17 protein-coding genes and 1 tRNA gene are annotated in these 17,596 nt (G+C 73.9%); 6 read left to right on the top strand and 12 right to left on the bottom strand.

Translation table 11 applies throughout. The features are described from left to right. Nucleotides 1-33: 33 nt before the first annotated feature. Entirely contained in the window at nt 34-1,455 is a 1,422-nt protein-coding gene (locus ACF1AK_RS14490; protein ID WP_391499133.1) for a family 2B encapsulin nanocompartment shell protein, read from the bottom strand. Nucleotides 1,456-1,804: 349 nt separating this feature from the next. Between ACF1AK_RS14490 and ACF1AK_RS14485 the strand changes: the two genes are divergently transcribed. Next, nucleotides 1,805-2,893 (top strand): ATP-grasp domain-containing protein, encoded by a 1,089-nt coding sequence (locus tag ACF1AK_RS14485; RefSeq protein ID WP_391499132.1) that lies wholly within the window; start codon nt 1,805-1,807, stop codon nt 2,891-2,893. A 19-nt stretch (nt 2,894-2,912) separates the two neighbouring features. Here the strand turns inward: ACF1AK_RS14485 and ACF1AK_RS14480 are convergent, their stop codons facing one another. From ACF1AK_RS14480 to ACF1AK_RS14470, 3 genes are all read right to left on the bottom strand, one after another. Then, nucleotides 2,913-3,461, bottom strand: a complete 549-nt coding sequence (locus ACF1AK_RS14480; protein ID WP_391499131.1) for a methylated-DNA--[protein]-cysteine S-methyltransferase — start codon at nt 3,459-3,461, stop codon at nt 2,913-2,915. Nucleotides 3,462-3,553: 92 nt separating this feature from the next. Then, nucleotides 3,554-3,790: a hypothetical protein gene (locus ACF1AK_RS14475; protein WP_391499130.1), complete on the bottom strand. Its 237-nt coding sequence runs from the start codon at nt 3,788-3,790 to the stop codon at nt 3,554-3,556. A 52-nt stretch (nt 3,791-3,842) separates the two neighbouring features. Further along, nucleotides 3,843-5,168 (bottom strand): MFS transporter, encoded by a 1,326-nt coding sequence (locus tag ACF1AK_RS14470; protein WP_391499129.1) that lies wholly within the window; start codon nt 5,166-5,168, stop codon nt 3,843-3,845. 204 nt (nt 5,169-5,372) lie between these two features. Between ACF1AK_RS14470 and ACF1AK_RS14465 the strand changes: the two genes are divergently transcribed. Beyond that, the gene (locus ACF1AK_RS14465) at nt 5,373-6,161 is read left to right on the top strand and encodes a hypothetical protein (protein WP_391499128.1); all 789 of its coding nucleotides are present in this window, start codon (nt 5,373-5,375) and stop codon (nt 6,159-6,161) included. Nucleotides 6,162-6,219: 58 nt separating this feature from the next. Here the strand turns inward: ACF1AK_RS14465 and ACF1AK_RS14460 are convergent. Further along, nucleotides 6,220-6,293 (bottom strand) — tRNA-Thr (locus ACF1AK_RS14460). Between the two features lie 287 nt (nt 6,294-6,580). Here ACF1AK_RS14460 and ACF1AK_RS14455 point away from each other — a divergent pair. The 3 genes from ACF1AK_RS14455 to ACF1AK_RS14445 all read left to right on the top strand — a co-directional run bounded on the left by ACF1AK_RS14455 (nt 6,581) and on the right by ACF1AK_RS14445 (nt 9,203). Further along, the gene (locus tag ACF1AK_RS14455; RefSeq protein ID WP_391499127.1) at nt 6,581-7,672 is read left to right on the top strand and encodes an ABC transporter ATP-binding protein; all 1,092 of its coding nucleotides are present in this window, start codon (nt 6,581-6,583) and stop codon (nt 7,670-7,672) included. Nucleotides 7,673-7,856: 184 nt separating this feature from the next. Beyond that, the gene (locus ACF1AK_RS14450; RefSeq protein ID WP_391499126.1) at nt 7,857-8,300 is read left to right on the top strand and encodes a hypothetical protein; all 444 of its coding nucleotides are present in this window, start codon (nt 7,857-7,859) and stop codon (nt 8,298-8,300) included. A gap of 123 nt (nt 8,301-8,423) precedes the next feature. Next, nucleotides 8,424-9,203, top strand: coding sequence for an NDP-sugar synthase (locus tag ACF1AK_RS14445; protein ID WP_391499125.1), 780 nt, complete (start codon nt 8,424-8,426; stop codon nt 9,201-9,203). Nucleotides 9,204-9,311: 108 nt separating this feature from the next. On the opposite strand, the gene ACF1AK_RS14440 is transcribed toward ACF1AK_RS14445, so the two are convergent. From ACF1AK_RS14440 to ACF1AK_RS14410, 7 genes are all read right to left on the bottom strand, one after another. After that, the gene (locus ACF1AK_RS14440; protein ID WP_391499124.1) at nt 9,312-11,096 is read right to left on the bottom strand and encodes a DoxX family membrane protein; all 1,785 of its coding nucleotides are present in this window, start codon (nt 11,094-11,096) and stop codon (nt 9,312-9,314) included. 202 nt (nt 11,097-11,298) lie between these two features. Next, nucleotides 11,299-12,294 carry a 23S rRNA (guanosine(2251)-2'-O)-methyltransferase RlmB gene (rlmB, locus tag ACF1AK_RS14435; RefSeq protein WP_391499123.1) on the bottom strand — a complete coding sequence of 332 codons (996 nt, stop codon included), beginning with the start codon at nt 12,292-12,294 and terminating at the stop codon, nt 11,299-11,301. Between the two features lie 138 nt (nt 12,295-12,432). Further along, nucleotides 12,433-13,827 (bottom strand): cysteine--tRNA ligase, encoded by a 1,395-nt coding sequence (cysS, locus tag ACF1AK_RS14430; RefSeq protein WP_380294164.1) that lies wholly within the window; start codon nt 13,825-13,827, stop codon nt 12,433-12,435. A 118-nt stretch (nt 13,828-13,945) separates the two neighbouring features. Beyond that, complete coding sequence (locus tag ACF1AK_RS14425; protein WP_391499122.1) at nt 13,946-14,338, bottom strand: PPOX class F420-dependent oxidoreductase; 393 nt, start codon at nt 14,336-14,338, stop codon at nt 13,946-13,948. 142 nt (nt 14,339-14,480) lie between these two features. Next, nucleotides 14,481-14,981: a 2-C-methyl-D-erythritol 2,4-cyclodiphosphate synthase gene (gene ispF / locus ACF1AK_RS14420; RefSeq protein WP_391499121.1), complete on the bottom strand. Its 501-nt coding sequence runs from the start codon at nt 14,979-14,981 to the stop codon at nt 14,481-14,483. Beyond that, the gene (ispD, locus tag ACF1AK_RS14415) at nt 14,971-15,729 is read right to left on the bottom strand and encodes a 2-C-methyl-D-erythritol 4-phosphate cytidylyltransferase (RefSeq protein ID WP_391499453.1); all 759 of its coding nucleotides are present in this window, start codon (nt 15,727-15,729) and stop codon (nt 14,971-14,973) included. Before ispD ends, ispF begins: the two co-directional genes overlap by 11 nt. Before the next feature lie 258 nt (nt 15,730-15,987). Beyond that, nucleotides 15,988-16,470 (bottom strand): CarD family transcriptional regulator, encoded by a 483-nt coding sequence (locus tag ACF1AK_RS14410; protein ID WP_030244332.1) that lies wholly within the window; start codon nt 16,468-16,470, stop codon nt 15,988-15,990. Nucleotides 16,471-16,885: 415 nt separating this feature from the next. Between ACF1AK_RS14410 and ACF1AK_RS14405 the strand changes: the two genes are divergently transcribed. Continuing rightward, the gene (locus tag ACF1AK_RS14405; RefSeq protein ID WP_391499120.1) at nt 16,886-17,572 is read left to right on the top strand and encodes a DUF461 domain-containing protein; all 687 of its coding nucleotides are present in this window, start codon (nt 16,886-16,888) and stop codon (nt 17,570-17,572) included. Nucleotides 17,573-17,596 lie beyond the last annotated feature (24 nt).

Below are 17,596 nucleotides of genomic sequence, written 5' to 3'. Positions count from 1 at the left end.
GCCCGGGTCGGGCCGGCCCCGCCGCGGTCGGCCCTAGCGGTGCGCGATGTCGACGTTCTCCAGCACGCCGACGGCGTCCGGTACCAGAATCGCGGCGGAGTAGTAGGCGCTCACCAGATAGGAGATGACGGCCTTCTCGTTGATTCCCATGAACCGCACCGAAAGGCTCGGCTCGACTTCATCGGGAATTCCGGTCTGGTGCAGCCCGATGACACCCTGGTTGTCCTCGCCGGTGCGCATGGCGAGGATCGAGGTGGTGTTCCCGTCGACGATCGGGATCTTGTTGCACGGGAAGACCGGCACCCCGCGCCAGCCGAACACCCGGCGGCCCTGCACCTCGACGGTGTCCGGGTAGAGGCCGCGCCGGTTGCACTCACGGCCGAACGCCGCGATGGCCCGCGGGTGGGCCAGGAAGAGCTTGGTGCTGCGACGGCGGCTCAGCAGCTCGTCCATGTCGTCCGGGGTGGGCGGGCCGGAGTGGGTCTGGATGCGCTGGTCGTAGTCGGCGTTGGTGAGCAGGCCGAACTCCGGGTTGTTGACCAGCTCGTGCTCCTGGCGCTCGCGCAGGGCCTCGATGGTCAGCCGCAACTGGTGCTCGGTCTGGTTCATCGGCTGGTTGTAGAGGTCGGCCACCCGGGTGTGCACCTTGAGGACCGTCTGGGCGACGCTCAGCTCGTACTCGCGCGGCTTGAGCTCGTAGTCCACGAAGGCGCTGGGCAGCTCGTACTCGCCGTGGTGGCCGGCGGAAAGGTCGATCGCCGCCTCGCCGTGCTTGTTCTGCGGCTGCTGGAACCCGGCCAGGTACTCCATGACCTGCAGCTGGAGCGCCTCGGAGCGGTCGGCGAGCTCCTGGAAGGCGGAGAACCGCAGGGACACCAGGGTGCCCGCGGTGTCCGCCCGGACGGAGTAGGGCCAGGTGGCGTTCTCCTGCTGGAGCACCTCGTCGCCCAGGTGGTCGCCGTCGGCCAGGGTGCCGACGACGGCCTCCTCGCCGTACTTGCCCGTTCCGAGGCGGCTGAGCTTTCCGTACGCGATGATGAAGACCTCGTCGATCGGCGCCCCCGCCGAGACCAGGACCTCACCCGCGGAGAACTCGCGTTGGACGAACCGCCCGGCCAGTTCCTCCAGCACGGCGTCGTCCGGGAAGCCGCGCAGCACCGGCACCTCGCGCAGGGTCGGCGCCAGGATCCGGGCCTCGCTGCCGGTCCGGTCGAAGCCGACCCGGCCGCGGCCGACGGCGTGCCGCAGCCGGCGGTTGACGCGGTAGGTGCCGGCCGAGACCTGGACCCAGGGGAGCGTCCTGAGCAGCCAACGGGGGCTGATCTCCTGCATCTGCGGCGCGGACTTGGTCGTCGTCGCGAGGTTCCGCGCGGCGGCCGTGGCAAGGCTCTGCTGCTCCCGGGCCTGTGCTTCACCGCCCGGTGCAGGAATACCGACGTTGGTTTCGGTCGACATAGGAAGCCCTTCGCGTGCCCGTACCCGATGAAGTGTCGCCTTGCAACTTGCAACAATCATGGTGACCCCGTTCGGAGGGCCGCCGCAATCACTCTTTCGAGTGGTCGGGATAACCGAAAAAATAGTACGAATAGAATGTCTGATCGATATTCATTCGATCAAGTGATCTAATTCTTTCCGGAACGAAACCCTCCGGTTCGCTTCCCCGGACCGTGCACCACCGGCCCACCCCGCGTACACGCCCGCGCAGGAGGCCGCTAAGGTGCCACCTCAAAGGGCCACGGGCCACTGGACGAGCGCGGCCGCGAGACAGCCCTTCCCCTCGTTCACCCCTGCCCTGGGAGGCCCCATGAGCGCCCCCGTCACCGTCTGGCTCAACCGCACGTACGCCGAGAACGTGTTCTTCATCGAACAGTTGCGCGCCGCCCCGCGCCCGGTCCGGATCCACGCGACCCACGCCGACCCCGACTCCCCCGTCCTCGCCGCCGCCGACACGGCCGGCCTGGAACCCGCCGGCCTCACCCCCGACGCCTACGTCGCCTTCGCCCTCGACCACTGCGTCCGCCACCGCGTCGACGTCTTCGTGCCCCGGCTGCACCAGCTCGCGATATCCCTGCACCGCCAGGAGTTCGAGGCCGTCGGCACCGCCCTCGCCTGCCCGCCGGCCACCGCGATCGCCGCCTTCGAGAGCAAGGCCGACGGCTACGCGGCGATGGCCGGCGCCGGACTCCCCACCCCGCCCTGGTGGCTGGTGCGCACCGCCGGGGACCTGGTCGCCGCCGTCGACCGGATCGAGGAATCCGGCCTCACCGCCTGCCTCAAGCCCGCCTCCGGCGCCGGCGGCGAGGGCTTCCGGGTCCTCACCCGCGAACCGTTCGGACTGCACCGGCTGGCCGGCTGGGACAGCCGCGTCCAGGTCGACCAGGTGGTCGCCGCACTCGACCGGGCGGCCCGCGAGAACCCGGACGCCACCACCGAGTTGCTGGTCATGCCCTACCTCGACGGCCCCGAGGTCTCGGTGGACTGCCTGGCCGACCTGGACGGCACCCTGCTCGCCGCCGTCGGCCGCAGCAAGCACCGCCGCCGGCGCAGCTTCACCACCGCGCCCCAGTACCTCGAACCCGCCCGCCGGCTGGTCGAGGCCACCGGCATGGCCTACCTCTCCAATGTGCAGTTCCGGCACCTGCACGGCGAGCCGGTGGTCATCGACGTCAACACCCGGCCCTCCGGCGGGCTGCACCAGCTGCGCCTGTGCGGGCTCAACCTGCCCTGGAACGCCGTGCAGTTGGCGCTCGGCGAACGACCGGACACCGAGTGGACCGGGGACCCGGCGGGCATCGAGTACACCCTCGTCTCCGGGATCCAGCCGGTGCTGCCGCCGCTCGCTCCGGGCGGGCCGGCCGCAGTGGCGGCGGTCGCGGGCCAGCTGGTGCACTGACGCACCGTCATCACCGCTGCTAGAGCGGACCGTTCCAGTCCAGCGTCGGATCGAGCACACCCTCCAGGGTGAGCAGCCAGCGCTTCACGTCGATCCCGACCCGGCCGCCGCCGAAGCCGCCGATCCCGTCCGCCGCCACCACCCGGTGGCAGGGCACCAGCAGCGCGACGGGGTTGGCGGCCATCATCTGCCCGACCGTCCGGGCCGCCAGCCCGGGCTCCTCCATCTCGCCGAACACCCCGCTGCGGTCGGCGAGTTCGCCGTAGGTGATGGTGCTCCCGAACGGCACCTCGCGCAGCAGGGTCTGCAGCACCGCCCGGTGCGGTCCGGTGCTCAGGCTCCAGTCGATCGGCAGGTCCAGCTGCCGGCGGCGGCCCGCGAGGTACTCGCCGACCCGGCCGGTGACCGCGGCGATCTTCGACTCGTCGGCGCAGCGCGGGAGTTCGCCCTCCCGGCCGAGGTAGCCGGCGGCGGCCACGCCCTGCGCGGTCACCGCGACGTGCAGCGGGCCGCTCGGCAACGGGGTGTCCACCGTCAGCCAGGACATCGGTGCCGTACGTTCTGCCACGTCTTTCCCCCCGCCCTCCGCGGTGCGCGCGGACCACCCGCCCCGCGCGCCATCGTACGGCGGGTCCGGCGGGTGCTCCGACAGGTCCGCGGTCAGGGGCGCCGGCCCCTCAGCTCCGCGGCGAGCCCGCGCGACCACCGCGCCAGGTCGGCCCGGTCGGGGGCCCGGCCCTCGCACAGGGCGGCGAGCTGGGCGTCGTTGATCCGGTTCGGCCCCGGGATCCCCAGCAGGTACGCCAGCTCGTCCAGCACGGCGGCGAGCCGCACGGCGTCCACGTGGTCCAGGGTCGCGGCCGTTTCGTGGTGGCTGATGGTGAGAGAACCGGGCATGTCCTGCCTCCTCCGTTCGCCCCCGCACCTCTCCACGGTACGACCGTCCGGCTCAGCCGGCACCCGCCGCGGCCGGGGCCGGCGCCGCCCCCGGTTCCGCCGGCCCCGCCGCCCCGTCCGGCGCCCCCCAGCGCCGCTCGCGGACCTCGCGCACCGCCAGCACCGCCGCCGCGGCCACCAGCTGCCACCCCGCGCCGAAGGCCAGCACGGCCGCCACCCCCACCCGGTCGGCCAGCGGGCCGGCCGCCGCCAGGCCCAGCGGCCCCAGCACGAACGCGCCCAGTCCGCCGAAGGCCGTCACCCGCGCCAGCACCTCCGCCGGCACCCAGCTCTGCAGCGTCGAGTCGTACAGCGAGCCGCAGACCGCCGACCCGGCCCCCGCCACCAGCGCCGCCGCGGCCGTCCAGGCCAACGGCAGTCCGGCCGCGAGCGCCGCCGAGGGCAGCGCCCAGCCGAGCGTGGCCACCGTCGCCACCGCGAGCGGCCGGCCGGGCCGGCGCCCGAGCATCAGCAGCCCGCCCAGCACCGCGCCCACCCCGTACACGCCCATCACCAGCCCCCAGGCCCGCGCCCCGCCCAGCTCGCGCTGCGCGGTCAGCGGCCCCAGCACCAGGAACGGCGCCCAGACCAGCAGGTTGAACAGCGCCATCTGCACGGTGGTCACCCAGAGCCACCGCCGGGAGCGGAACTCGCCCCAGCCCTCGCGGAGGTCGGCCGGCAGCGAGCTCTCCCCGCCGCCCGGGCCCGCGGGCACCACCGTGGACAGCCGGGCCAGCGCGAGCGCGCCCACCCCGTACGTCAGCGCGTCGATCAGCAGCACCGCCCCCGGCCCGAACCCGGCGGTGATCACCCCGGCGAGCGCCGGGCCGGCCACCGTGGACACCGAACGGGCCAGCCCCAGCAGGGTGTTGGCATCCGGCAGACGCTCCTCCCGGCGCACCAGGGCCGGCACCAGCGCGCCCAGTGCCGGAAGGAACACCCCCTCGCCGAGCCCCCAGACGGCGACCAGCGCCGCCATCACCGCCACCGGCGCGTGCCCGCCGCTCAGCAGCACCGCGAAGACCCCCTGCACCGCACAGCGCAGCACGTCCGCCGCCAGCATCACCCGGCGGCTGCCCAGCCGGTCCGCGACCACCCCGCCGGCCACCATCACCAGCACGATCGGCAGGATCCGGGCGGCCATCACCCAGCCCAGCTCCGTCCCGCCGCCCCCGCCGTCCAGCACCGCGAACGCCACCGCGACCGGTGCCATGGAGGAGCCGAGCAGCGAGGTCGCGTACCCGACGAAGAACCACCTGAAATCGCGCTCGCGCAGCACGGCCGGACGGCCGGTCAGCCGTCGGCGGCGAGCCGGAGCGCGCTCCTTCTCCCCTGTCATGGTCGCTCAGTCTGCCCACGGACGGAAAGCCCCGGCAAGGCTTTCCGGAGAAAAACCTGAGCCTTTTGCCGTCAATTCCCGCCGCACCTCCCGCTGCCGCAGTAAATATCCCGGAAAAACCTTGTCCACCTGCCCTTTACTGCGCCACGGGCTATTCTCTCCCCGGCCCCATGCTTCGTCATTTACTGCGGAAAGCAGGTCCGAATGGCTCCTCCTCCCCCGGTCGAGTACGCCGTCGCCGTCGAGCGCTATCTCGCCGCCTCCGGGCTCGGCGACGGCTCCCGCCGCGTCTACCGGATCGCCCTGCGCACCTGGGCCTGGGCGCTGGCCGGCCGCCCCGCGCCCACCGGGGCCGAACGGCGCCGCTCCCGCCCGCCCGTCCTGCCGCTCGCCCTGCTCGACCGCCCCGAGGCCGCCGCCCGCCTCCGGGCCGCCGTCGACCGCCGCTCCCGCGACACCGACCCGCGCACCCTCAACCGCGAGCTCTCCACCCTGCGCGCCGCCCTCGCCTGGTGGCGCGCCCAGGGCTGGATCCGCACCGACCCCGCCGACGGCCTGCGCCCGCGCTCCGTCCCCGCCCCCGCCGGCGGCCCCGCCCCGCTCGCCCCGGACGAGCTCCGCGCCCTGTTCGCGCTCCGCGCCCCGCTGCGCGAACAGGTCCTCTGGCGCCTGCTGCACGAGAGCGGCGCCACCGTCGAGACCGTCCTCGCCCTCGACGTCGACGACCTCGACCTCGTCCACCGCCGCACCCGGCCCCCGGCCCCGCCGCTCGGCTGGCAGGCCGCCACCGCCCGGCTGCTCCCCCTGCTCCTGGCCGGCCGCACCACCGGCCCCCTCTTCCTCACCACCCGCCGGGCCCCCGCCACCACCCCCGCCCCCGACCGCTGCCCCCACACCCACCGCGCCCGGCTCTCCTACCGCCGCGCCGCCGAACTCCTCACCGCCCACGCCCCCGCCCTCACCCTGCGCCGACTCCGCCCGCCCCGGCCCTGATACGACGACGAAGGCCCCCCGGCGGCATGCCGGGGGGCCTTCGAGGAGGGACCTGCGGAGCCCCCTGTCGGATTCGAACCGACGACCTACGCTTTACAAGAGCGGTGCTCTGGCCAGCTGAGCTAAGGAGGCATGGTGACCGTCCGCGACGAGGTCACGGCGGCACCGGGGGCAGTCTACCGGGCGGGGCGCGGGCGGTGTGGGGATATCCGGGGGCTGGGCGGGAGGGGCGGGCGTGATGGAACCGATGCCGAAATCGGGCCGGCCGGGGGCTGACAAGCAGCGGACGCGCAGGTAGCGTCGCCGGGAGTCGGTTCGTCCAGTGGTTCAGACCACTGGGGCGTCCGGCGGCAGCGGCACCACCCACCCCTTTACTCGGATCGTCCGGCACGTTCCTGCCGGTGGAGGAGAGCACGACCATGGCTTCTGTGACGTACGACAAGGCGACCCGTGTCTACCCCGGGGCGACCAAGCCCTCGGTGGACGCGCTGGACCTGGACATCGCCGACGGCGAGTTCCTCGTCCTGGTCGGTCCCTCCGGCTGCGGCAAGTCGACCAGCCTGCGCATGCTGGCCGGCCTGGAGGACGTCAACGGCGGCGCCATCCGGATCGGCGACCGCGACGTGACCCACCTGCCGCCGAAGGACCGGGACATCGCGATGGTGTTCCAGAACTACGCGCTGTACCCGCACATGACCGTCGCGGAGAACATGGGCTTCGCGCTCAAGATCGCCGGCGTCAACAAGAGCGAGATCCGCACCAAGGTCGAGGAAGCCGCCAAGATCCTCGACCTGACGGAGTACCTGGACCGCAAGCCGAAGGCGCTCTCCGGCGGTCAGCGCCAGCGCGTCGCGATGGGCCGCGCGATCGTCCGCGAGCCGCAGGTCTTCCTGATGGACGAACCGCTGTCCAACCTGGACGCCAAGCTCCGCGTCTCGACCCGTACCCAGATCGCCGGCCTGCAGCGCCGCCTGGGCATCACCACGGTCTACGTCACCCACGACCAGACCGAGGCGCTCACCATGGGCGACCGGGTCGCGGTGCTCAAGGCCGGTGTCCTGCAGCAGGTCGACACCCCGCGCAACATGTACGACAAGCCCGCCAACCTCTTCGTGGCCGGCTTCATCGGCTCGCCCGCGATGAACCTGGTCGAGGTGCCGCTGGTCGACGGCGGCGTGAAGTTCGGCGGCTCGGTCGTCAACATCTCCCGCGAGGACCTGGCCGGCGCCGGCACCGACAAGACCGTGACCGTCGGCATCCGCCCGGAGCACTTCGAGGTCGTCTCCGGCGGCGGCATCGAGGGCGTGGCCGTCACCGTCAACGTGGTCGAGGAGCTCGGCTCGGACGGCTTCGTGTACGGCACCACCAAGATCGGCGGCGAGGACAAGGAGCTGGTCGTCCGCGTGCACGGCCGCCAGATCCCGGCCCGCGGCGAGACCATCCACGTGGTGCCGATCGCCAACGAGACCCACGTCTTCTCCACCAGCACCGGCGCCCGCCTCTCCAGCTGAGGCGGCCGGCCCCGCCGCGGAGCCCCGTCGGACCGTCATCCGGTCCGGCGGGGCTCCCGCCGTTCCACGGCCACTCCCGCGGGTGACGGCCGTCAACCCGGCGCCGGGACGAACCGGGACACCGTGTCACCCGATGGTGTCACCGAGGGCGATGAGGGCCCTACCCACCGCTACGCTCCTGTGCGTGAAGCAGCTAGTTCGCCGCATCGGCCAGACCGTCGCCCTCGCCCTGCCCGTCGTCCTGGTGACCACCGGCACCCTCGCCGTGACCAGGGTGCCGTGGGCCCCGCCGACCTCGCTGGACCAGCAGGTGGTGGCGGCGTCCAGCGGGGACGGCGCCGGGATCGGCCGGACGACGGGCGCCGGACGGTCCCAGGACGGGCTCGCCCCGCAGGACGCACTGCGCGTCTCGCTCCTCGACGAGCTGCGCGCCCACAACCCGGGCAGCGCCCTCGACCTGCTGGAGCGCTCGATGCGCGAGCAGCCCGGACTCACCCCGTACTGCAGCTCGCTCGCCACCGAGCTCGGCCGTGCCGCGGTGCGCAAGTACCAGGGCGACGTCCAGCGGGCCCGCTCCTTCGCCCGCCCGGTCTGCGACGGCTCGTTCGCCGCCGGCGCGGCCGGCTGAGCCGAGCCCCGCCGCTGCCCGCCGCGCCCCGCCCGGAGCCGCACCCGGCCGCCCCGGCCACCCGGCCGGGGAAGACCGAGGAGGGCCGCACACCGCCGCATCCGGTGCGCCTATTGTTCAGCCATGACCGCTGACTCCGGCCCCACGGCCACTCCTCCGCACACCCCCGCCGCCCGCCCGGTGCCGGTGACCCAGGCCGTCATCCTGGCCGGCGGCCAGGGTTCCCGGCTGCGCCCCTACACGGACGACCGCCCCAAGCCGCTGGTGGAGATCCCCGGCACCGGCACCCCGATCCTGGGCCACCAGCTGGCCTGGCTCGCCTCCGAGGGCGTCACCGACGTGGTCATCTCCTGCGGCCACCTCGCGGAGGTGCTGGAGGACTGGCTCGACAAGGCCGACCTGCCGCTGCGGGTGCGCACGGTGGTCGAGGCCGAGCCGCTCGGCCGCGGCGGCGGGCTCAAGTACGCCGCGAAGGCGCTGCCCCGCCCCGACGAGCCCTGGTACGCCACCAACGGCGACATCTGGACCAGGTTCAGCCTGCGCGACATGGCCGCCTTCCACCACGAGCGCGCCGCCGTCGCCACCCTCGCGCTGGCCCGGCCGCGGATCCCGTGGGGCGCCGTGGAGACCGACCAGTTCGGCAACGTCCTGGACTTCATCGAGGCCCCGCCGTCCCCCTTCCTCATCAACGCCGGCCTCTACGTGTTCAGCCCGGAGTTCGCCGAACTGCTGCCGGACGTCGGCGACCACGAGCGGACCACCTTCCCGCAGCTGGCCCGCGGCAAGCGGCTGGCCGGCTACCAGCTGCCGCAGGGCGTCTACTGGCGGGCCATCGACACCGCCAAGGACCTCACCGAGGCCGCCAAGGAGCTCGCCTCGGGCGCCGGCCGCGCCCCGCGCTGACCGCCCCCGGCCCACGCGACCGGAAACGCGACCGGAAACGCGACCGGCCGGGTGCTCCCCCACGGAGCACCCGGCCGGTCGCCGTCACCGGGCCGTTCGCCCGGCCCGTCAGGTGGCCGTCGCCGCCACCGGGCGGGCGGCCGACGGGCGGGCGCCGCCGCCGGACAGCTCGGCCAGCGGCGCACTGCCCAGCACCCCGCCCAGCAGCCCCGAGCCGCCCGAGCCGCTGCCGGAGCCGCTCGGGGCACCGCCCTGGCCGCCGGTCCCGGCGCTCGGCGCCGGCTTCGACGCCGGCCCGCTGCCGGACGGCGGGGCCGGGGTGGCCCGCTGCGAGGGCGCCGATCCGGACGGCGCCGGCGCGGACGCCCCGGGCGCCGCCGGGGCCCCCGAGGCGGGCGCACCGGTCTCCGGCCGGGCCGACGGCTTCGCCTTGCCGCTCGGCGTGGCCGTGGCGCTCGGCTTCGCCGTGGCCGGGCCGCCGGACGGCGGGGCGGTGGTGGCCGGGGCGCTCGGCGCGGCCGGCCGGGACGGCGCCGGCGAGGGCGCCGAGGTGGCCGGGGCCCTGCCGGGGGTGGCGGACGGTCCGCCGGCCGGCCAGACCGGCGTGCCGTAGTCGGTGGCCGGGCGGGACGGCGCCGGGGGCTGCGGCCGGGCGCCGGTGCGGACCGCCGCGCCCAGCATCGAGCCGAGCAGCAGGGTCAGGCCGATGACCACCGAGGTGACCACCGCGCCGCGCCGCAGCACCCGGCGGCGCAGCGCCGCCGGGGCGTCCGCGCCGTAGTGCCGCCAGGCCTCCAGGTTGAGCCGGCCGTCCAGCGAGGCGAACGGCGCCCCGGCGATCAGCAGCGGGCTCCACGCCGCCAGGAAGATCAGGTCGGGCGTGTCGTAGACCGGGACGGCCCGCCAGCTCACCGTGAACAGCAGCGCCGCGGACAGCGCCATCGCCGCACCGGCCGCGAGCCGCTGCCACAGGCCGAGCACGGTCAGCACGCCGACCACGATCTCGGTGAACGACACCACCAGGCCCGCGCCGACCGGGTGCGCCATCCCGAAGGCCAGCAGCGGTTCGGCGACCTTCCACGGGTGCAGCGAGGAGAGCCAGCGCATCATCGAGCCGCGTTCGCCGCCGTCGAAGTACACCGGGTCGCAGAGCTTGCTGAACCCGGCGTAGACGGAGAGCGAGCCGAGCACGGCGCGCAGCGGCAGCAGCACCAGGCCGAGGTCGACCCGGCGGCCGGGGTACCAGGGCTGCCTGCCCTCGGCGCCGGCGGCCGAGACCTCGGGCAGCTCGCCGCTGGGCGTCCAGCCCTGCGGCGCGCCGACCGGGCCGACGCCGCCCTCGGTGGCGGTCCCGGCGCCCTCGCGCGACTGGCGCGGCACCGCCCGGGCACCGCCGTACGACGGGATCACCCGGGTGTCCGCATCCGCGAGGGAGCCGCCGGACCGTCCGCCGCGCCCGCCGACCCCGGCCGGGACGGCGCCGATCCGGACCGCCTCCAGGAGCTGGGTGGCCGCGACGTCACCGGGGTGCGCCTCGCCGGTCCAGGTGACCGGGGTGACCCGGCCCTTGCGGCGCGGCGGCGCCCCGGCGAAGCCGCCGGCGAGCGCGCGCACGTCGCCGGCGGGGACGACCACCTGGGGGGTGACCAGCGGGCGGCGGATCAGTCCCTGGGTGCCGTACGGGTCGCCGAACGCGGCACCGGTGGACAGCAGTCCGGCCGGGGCGTCGATCAGCGGCGCCACCGGAGTGGCGAGGTTGAGCCGGAAGCTCGCCTGGGTGCTGCTGAGGCGCGCCGGGTCGGACGGCACCTTGACCGTGTTGAGGCCGGGGCCCGCGTCGATCCCGGTGCTGCCACCGCCCAGGAGCGGGCGCCGAGGTGTTCTGGTGTCCACGACCGTCTAACCGGGTGACGCCCGGTTAGGACACTCTCCCGGGTGGATGTCGGGAGCCCCCTTGAAGGGATCAGGAAAAAAGCGACCGGACCCTGTCGGATCCGATCGCTTTCCCCTGACTTGCGGGCGAACGGGAGGCGGTTCCGGAGAACGCCTTGTGCCGGACGCCCGGGCCGTGCTCAGGTCCGCACGCCCCCGGAGGTCAGCCGGCCTTGCTGCGCAGGCGGGCCGCCTCGTACAGCACGACGCCGGCCGCGACGCCCGCGTTCAGCGACTCGGTGAGCCCGGACATCGGGATCCGCACCCGCAGGTCGCAGGTCTCCGAGACCAGCCGGGACAGGCCCTTGCCCTCGCTGCCCGCGACGATCACCACCGGCCCGGTCAGCGCCTCCAGGTCGCCGATCTCGGCCTCGCCGTCGGCGGCCAGGCCGACCACCATCAGACCGGCCTTCTGGTAGGCCTCCAGGGCCCGGGTGAGGTTGGTCGCCCGGGCGACGGGCAGCCGGGCCGCCGCGCCGGAGGAGGTCTTCCAGGCACCGGCGGTCATGCCGGCCGCCCGGCGCTCCGGGATGACCACGCCGTGCGCGCCGAAGGCGGCGGCGGAACGGACCACGGCACCCAGGTTGCGGGAGTCGGTGACGCCGTCCAGCGCCACGATCAGCGCGTCCCGGCCGGAGTCCGCGGCCTCGTCCAGCAGGTCCTCGGGGTGCGCGTACTCGTACGGCGGGACCTGCAGCACCAGGCCCTGGTGGTTCATCCCGCCGGTCATCTGGTCCAGCTGCGGGCGCGGGGCCTCCATCAGCGGGATGCCGCGGTCGTTGGCGGCCTGGAAGGCGTCGCGGACCCGGTCGTCGGTGTCGATGAACTGCTGGACGTACAGCGCGTTGGCCGGAACGTCGCCCTGCAGTGCCTCGACCACCGAGTTGCGGCCGAAGACCAGCTCGGCGCTGCCCGCGCCGCCGCGGCCGCCCCGGCCGCCGCCCCCGGCGCGGCGCATGCCGGCCCGGGCCTTGGCGTCCCGCTCGCGCTTCAGCGCGGCGTTGGCCGCCCGCTGCTTGGGGTGGCCCTTGCGCTCCTCACCGGGCGGGGTCGGGCCCTTGCCCTGGAGCGCCTTCCGGCTGTGGCCGCCGGTACCGACACTCGCGCCCTTCTTCGACCCGGGGTTGCGGCGGTTCCTGCGCTGGCTGTTGCCGGCCATGGCTGTACTTCCTGTCTGTCTGTCCGGCATGGCCGGCCGCCCCGGACGTACCGGTGGCGCCCGACGGCATGCGCTCCGTCATGCGGGAGGGCCGCACCGGTCCGGTACGGCCCACCTCACCCCCCGGTCGCCGGGGGGTTACTGGCTGTTGATCGTCCAGCGCGGGCCGGACGGGGTGTCCTCGATCGCCAGCCCGGCCAGGCCGAGCTGGTCGCGGATGGCGTCCGCGGTCGCGAAGTCCTTGCGGGCCCGCGCCGCCTGGCGCTGGTCCAGGACGAGCCGGACCAGCGAGTCGACCACGCCGTGCAGGTCCTCGCCGCGCTCCGTCCCGGCCCACTGCGGGTCGAGCGGGTCCAGACCCAGTACTCCGAGCATCGCACGGACCTCGGCCAAGCGCGCCACCGCGCTCTCCTTGTCGTCCGCGGTGAGGGCGCTGTTGCCCTGGCGGACGGCGGTGTGCACGATCGCGAGCGCCTGCGGCACGCCCAGGTCGTCGTCCATCGCCTCGGCGAAGGCCGGCGGCACCTCGGGCGCCGCGTCGACGGCCCCGCAGCGCTCGACGGCGCGCTGGACGAAGCCCTCGATCCGGCCGAAGCCGGCCTCGGCCTCGCGCAGCGACTCCTCGCTGTACTCGATCATCGAGCGGTAGTGCGGCGCCGCCAGGTAGTAGCGGAGCACGATCGGCCGCCACTGCCGGACCATCTCGGAGACCAGCACCGAGTTGCCGAGCGACTTGCTCATCTTCTCGCCCGCCATGGTGACCCAGGCGTTGTGCACCCAGAAGTTGGCGAAGTCGTCGCCGAAGGCCTTGGACTGGGCGATCTCGTTCTCGTGGTGCGGGAAGATCAGGTCGAGCCCGCCGCCGTGGACGTCGAAGGCCGCGCCCAGGTACTTGTGGGCCATCGCCGAGCACTCCAGGTGCCAGCCCGGACGGCCGCGGCCCCACGGGGTCTCCCAGCTCGGCTCGCCCGGCTTGGCGGACTTCCACATCGCGAAGTCGCGCGGATCGCGCTTGCCGGTCTCGCCCTCGCCGGAGGGCTGCAGGAGGTTGTCCAGCTTCTGGTTGGAGAGGGCCAGGTAGTCGGGGTACGACTTCACGTCGAAGTAGACGTTGCCGTCCGCCTCGTAGGCGTGGCCCTTCTCGATGAGGCCGCGCATCATCTCGATCATCTCGGGGATGTGCCCGGTCGCGCGCGGCTCGACGGTCGGCGGCAGGCAGCCGAGGGCGTTGTAGCCGTCGTTGAAGGCGCGCTCGTTCTCGTAGGCGATCTGCCACCACGGGGTGCCGAGCTCGCGCTCCTTGGCGATGATCTTGTCGTCGATGTCGGTGACGTTCCGGGCGAAGGTCACCTGGTAGCCGCGGTAGGCGAACCACCGCTGCATGACGTCGAAGTTGAGGTAGGACCGGACGTGCCCGATGTGTGGCGCCGACTGGACGGTAGCGCCGCACAGGTAGATCGAGACACAACCCGGTACAAGCGGGACGAAGTCGCGTACCTGTCGGGTGCTGGTGTCGTACAGTCGAATGCTCACAGCGTCAAGCGTAGTGGGCGGCGGGGGGTGCCCCGCGACATTCCGGAATGTCAAGACCCCCGGCGGAGCCTTTTCCGCCGGGTGAGGCCCGGGACCGCCCCCCGCCGCGCCGGGCGGCTCAGATCGAGCCGACCACCTTCCGCGGGGTGATCCGGACGACCACGCGCACGTCCTGCGGGCCGTCGTAGTCGTAGTCCTTGCCCTGGTACTTCCGGGACAGCTCGTCGATCAGCTCCCGGCCGCCCTCACGGGTCAGCGAGACCTCGCCGCGCACCTCCAGGTAGGTGTACGGGTTCTCCGGCGGGTTGACCAGCAGCGAGACCCGCGGGTCCTTCAGCAGGTTGAGGTGCTTGCGACGCCCCTCGACGGTGGAGAACAGGATGTCCTCGCCGTCGCGCGTCACCCAGACCACGGAGGACTGGGGGCTGCCGTCGGGCTGGATCGTGGAGACCACGGCGAAGCTCTTGGCGTCGAGCAGGGCCTTGGCCCGGTCGGAGAGTTGGGCACTCATCGGAAACCTCATCTCGTCGGCGGCGGGTACGGCCCGAGGGGAAGCCCGCGCGGGCCCGGACGAACACTATCGACTCGGGCCCGCAGGACACCCGGTGAACACCCGTCAGTCGCGGATTGTTCCCGGACCTCCTCCGCGGACGTCAACGCCGTTCGTACACCAGAGCGGTGGCGATCGCCGCGAGCCCCTCCGCGCGCCCGGTGAGTCCGAGCCCGTCGGTGGTCGTCCCGGAGACCGAGACCGGGGCGCCGACCGCCGCGCCGAGCGCGGCCTGCGCCTCCGCCCGGCGCTTGCCGATCTTCGGCCGGACCCCGATCACCTGGATCGCGACGTTGCCGATCTCGAAGCCCGCCGCGCGGACCAGCCGGGCCGCCTCGCCGAGCAGCGTCACCCCGGACGCACCGGCCCACTCCGGCCGGTCGGTGCCGAAGTGCGCGCCCAGGTCGCCGATCCCGGCGGCCGAGAACAGCGCGTCGCAGGCGGCGTGGGCGGCCACGTCGGCGTCCGAGTGCCCGGCCAGGCCCGCCTCGGCGCCGGGCCACTCCAGCCCGGCGACCCACAGCGGGCGGCCGGGCTCGAAGGCGTGCACATCGGTGCCGATGCCGACCCGGGGAAGGACGGGCGTCTGCGGATCAGTAGGCATCGGCGGCCCTCCGGCGGGCGAGTACGGCCTCGGCGAGCACGAGGTCCAGCGGACGGGTCACCTTGAACGCCTCCTCGTGACCGGGCACCACGACCACCCGGCCGCCGAACCGCTCGACCAGGCCCGCGTCGTCGGTGACCGGCGGCAGACCGGCCCCGTCCTGCGCGGTCTCCTCGGCCAGCGCCTTGGCGTGCACCCCGGCCAGCGTCTCCCGGCGGAAGCCCTGCGGGGTCTGGACCGCGCGCAGGGTCGCGCGGTCGGGCGTGTCGAGCACCGGCTCGGGCCCGCCCGCCACCGGCTCGACCCGCTTGACGGTGTCGGCCAGCGGCACCGCCGGCACCACCGCCTCGGCGCCGGCCCGGACGGCGGACGCCACCGCGTCCACCACCTCGACCGGGACGAGCGGACGGGCGGCGTCGTGCACCAGCACGATGCCGACCTCGGCCGGGATGGCGGCCAGGCCCAGCCGGACCGACTCCTGGCGGGTCGCCCCGCCGGCCACCACCCGGATGTCCTTGCCCTCCAGCCCGTGGCTGTCGAGCAGGGCGACCACCTCGGCCACCCCGTCGGCGGGGGCGGCGACCACGACCAGGCCGACCGCGCGGCTGCGGGTCAGCGCCCGGACGGCGTGCACCAGGAGCGGCACGCCCCCCAGTTCACGCAGGGCCTTGGGGGCCCCCGGCCCCAGGCGCTCACCGCGGCCGGCGGCGGGCACCACTGCTGCTGCGACTGCTGCTGTGGCGTTCAGGTTTCACTCCTTCGGCGAAGTGGGTATGGCCATGGCGTGCACGACGGGCGCGGACCCCTTCCGAAGCACCACCGTGTTCCGCCCGCACAGCAGCAGAAACGGTCATGCGGACCCGAGGCCGGCCAGGCCGCTCGGGTGCGGGGGCGTCGTCCGGACACGCCTCAGCGCCCGAAGTGCCACTGCACCACCCGCGGACCCGGGGTCCGGTGGGCGGCGCGCCGGCATCGGGCGCTGTGAGCGTTGTGGAGCGGACGGCCGCTACGAGGCGAGCACCTCGTCGAGCAGCGTCTCCGCCTTGTCCTCGTTGGTGTTCTCCGCCAGCGCGAGCTCGCTGACGAGGATCTGGCGCGCCTTGGCGAGCATGCGCTTCTCGCCGGCGGAGAGGCCGCGCTCGCGCTCGCGACGCCAGAGGTCGCGCACGACCTCGGCGACCTTGATGACATCGCCCGAGGCGAGCTTCTCCAGGTTCGCCTTGTAGCGACGGGACCAGTTGGTCGGCTCTTCGGTGTACGGTGCGCGCAGCACCTCGAAGACCCGGTCCAGACCCTCCTGGCCGACCACATCGCGCACGCCGACGAACTCCGCGTTCTCGGCGGGCACGCGGAGCGTCAGGTCTCCCTGCTGCACCTTGAGCACCAGGTAGGTCTTGTCCACACCTTTGATCTGGCGAATTTCGATGGCCTCGATCAGCGCGGCCCCGTGATGGGGGTAGACCACCGTGTCGCCAACCTTGAACGTCATGTGACAGGACCCCTTCCGTGGCTTTCCAGAATAACACGCTTTTCGGCGCACCCGAAGGGCGTTTTCGCAGGTCAGGGCCGGTCTCGGGGCTTGACAAGGACCCCCATGACGTGCTGCGACCGGTGTTCGAGGAGAGCTTCCCGCAGGTCGGAGGCGGTTCCGCCGCCCGCTGAAACCTCTGGCAACGCGCCCGAAACCGTGATTTGATCTTGGGTTTTCACCGTTTATCAGGTCGTTTCCGGATCGTGATGCGATCTTGGTCGGCGCTTGACCTGGACACGCGGACGTGCCGCCGTCCGGACGCCGTCCGCCCCGGGCGCGCGACACGAAGGGACCACCCCGTGAGGACGGCATAAGCGAGGTCGATAATCTGAGACCTGACCTTCCGACACGTGACTTAGGAGAAGCCGCCGCCGTGAGCCGCAGCCTTCGACGCGGCAGCATCGCCGCCCTCGCCGCCCTGGCCATCGCCCCGCTGTCCTCCTGCGCCGCCGGGAACACCCCGGCCACCCTGCAGATCAAGCCGGACAACGCGGCCGCCACGCTGGGCACCGACGTCCGCCTGAACAACATCGTCGTGGTCACCGGGGACGAGTCCTCCGGCGAGCACACCGGCCCCGCCAACGTGACGGTGAACATCAGCAACAGCGGGACCGAGGCGCTTGAGCTGCAGTCCATCACCGTCGCCGGCGGCTCCCCCGCCACCTTCGCCGACGACAAGGGCGCCCCGCTGACCAGCATCTCCGTCCCGGCCGGCGGCGCGGTGCTGCTCGGCGGTCCGGGCAACCCGACCGCCAGGGTCGCCTCCGCCACCGTGACCGTGGGCGGCTACGTGGCGACCTCCTTCACGTTCAAGAACCACGACAAGCTCGACACCGAGGCGCACGTCAGCCCGAACAAGGACCTGTACAAGGGCTTCGGTCCGACCGCCCCGGCCGCCGTGCCGAGCAAGGCCGCCACCCCGGCCGCGCCGGCCACCGGTGCCGCCACCCCGGCCGCCCCCGCCGCGAGCGGCGCGGCCACCACCCCGGCGGCCACCACTCCGGCGGCCCCCGCCACGGGCGGCGCGTCGTCGGCCCCGGCGGTCCCGGCCGCCCACTGAGGCCCGGCCCCGCCGCACCGCACA

Source organism: Kitasatospora sp. NPDC015120 (genome assembly GCF_043080305.1).
Lineage (GTDB): Bacteria > Actinomycetota > Actinomycetes > Streptomycetales > Streptomycetaceae > Kitasatospora.
This window is presented reverse-complemented; position numbering and strand designations above follow the sequence as displayed.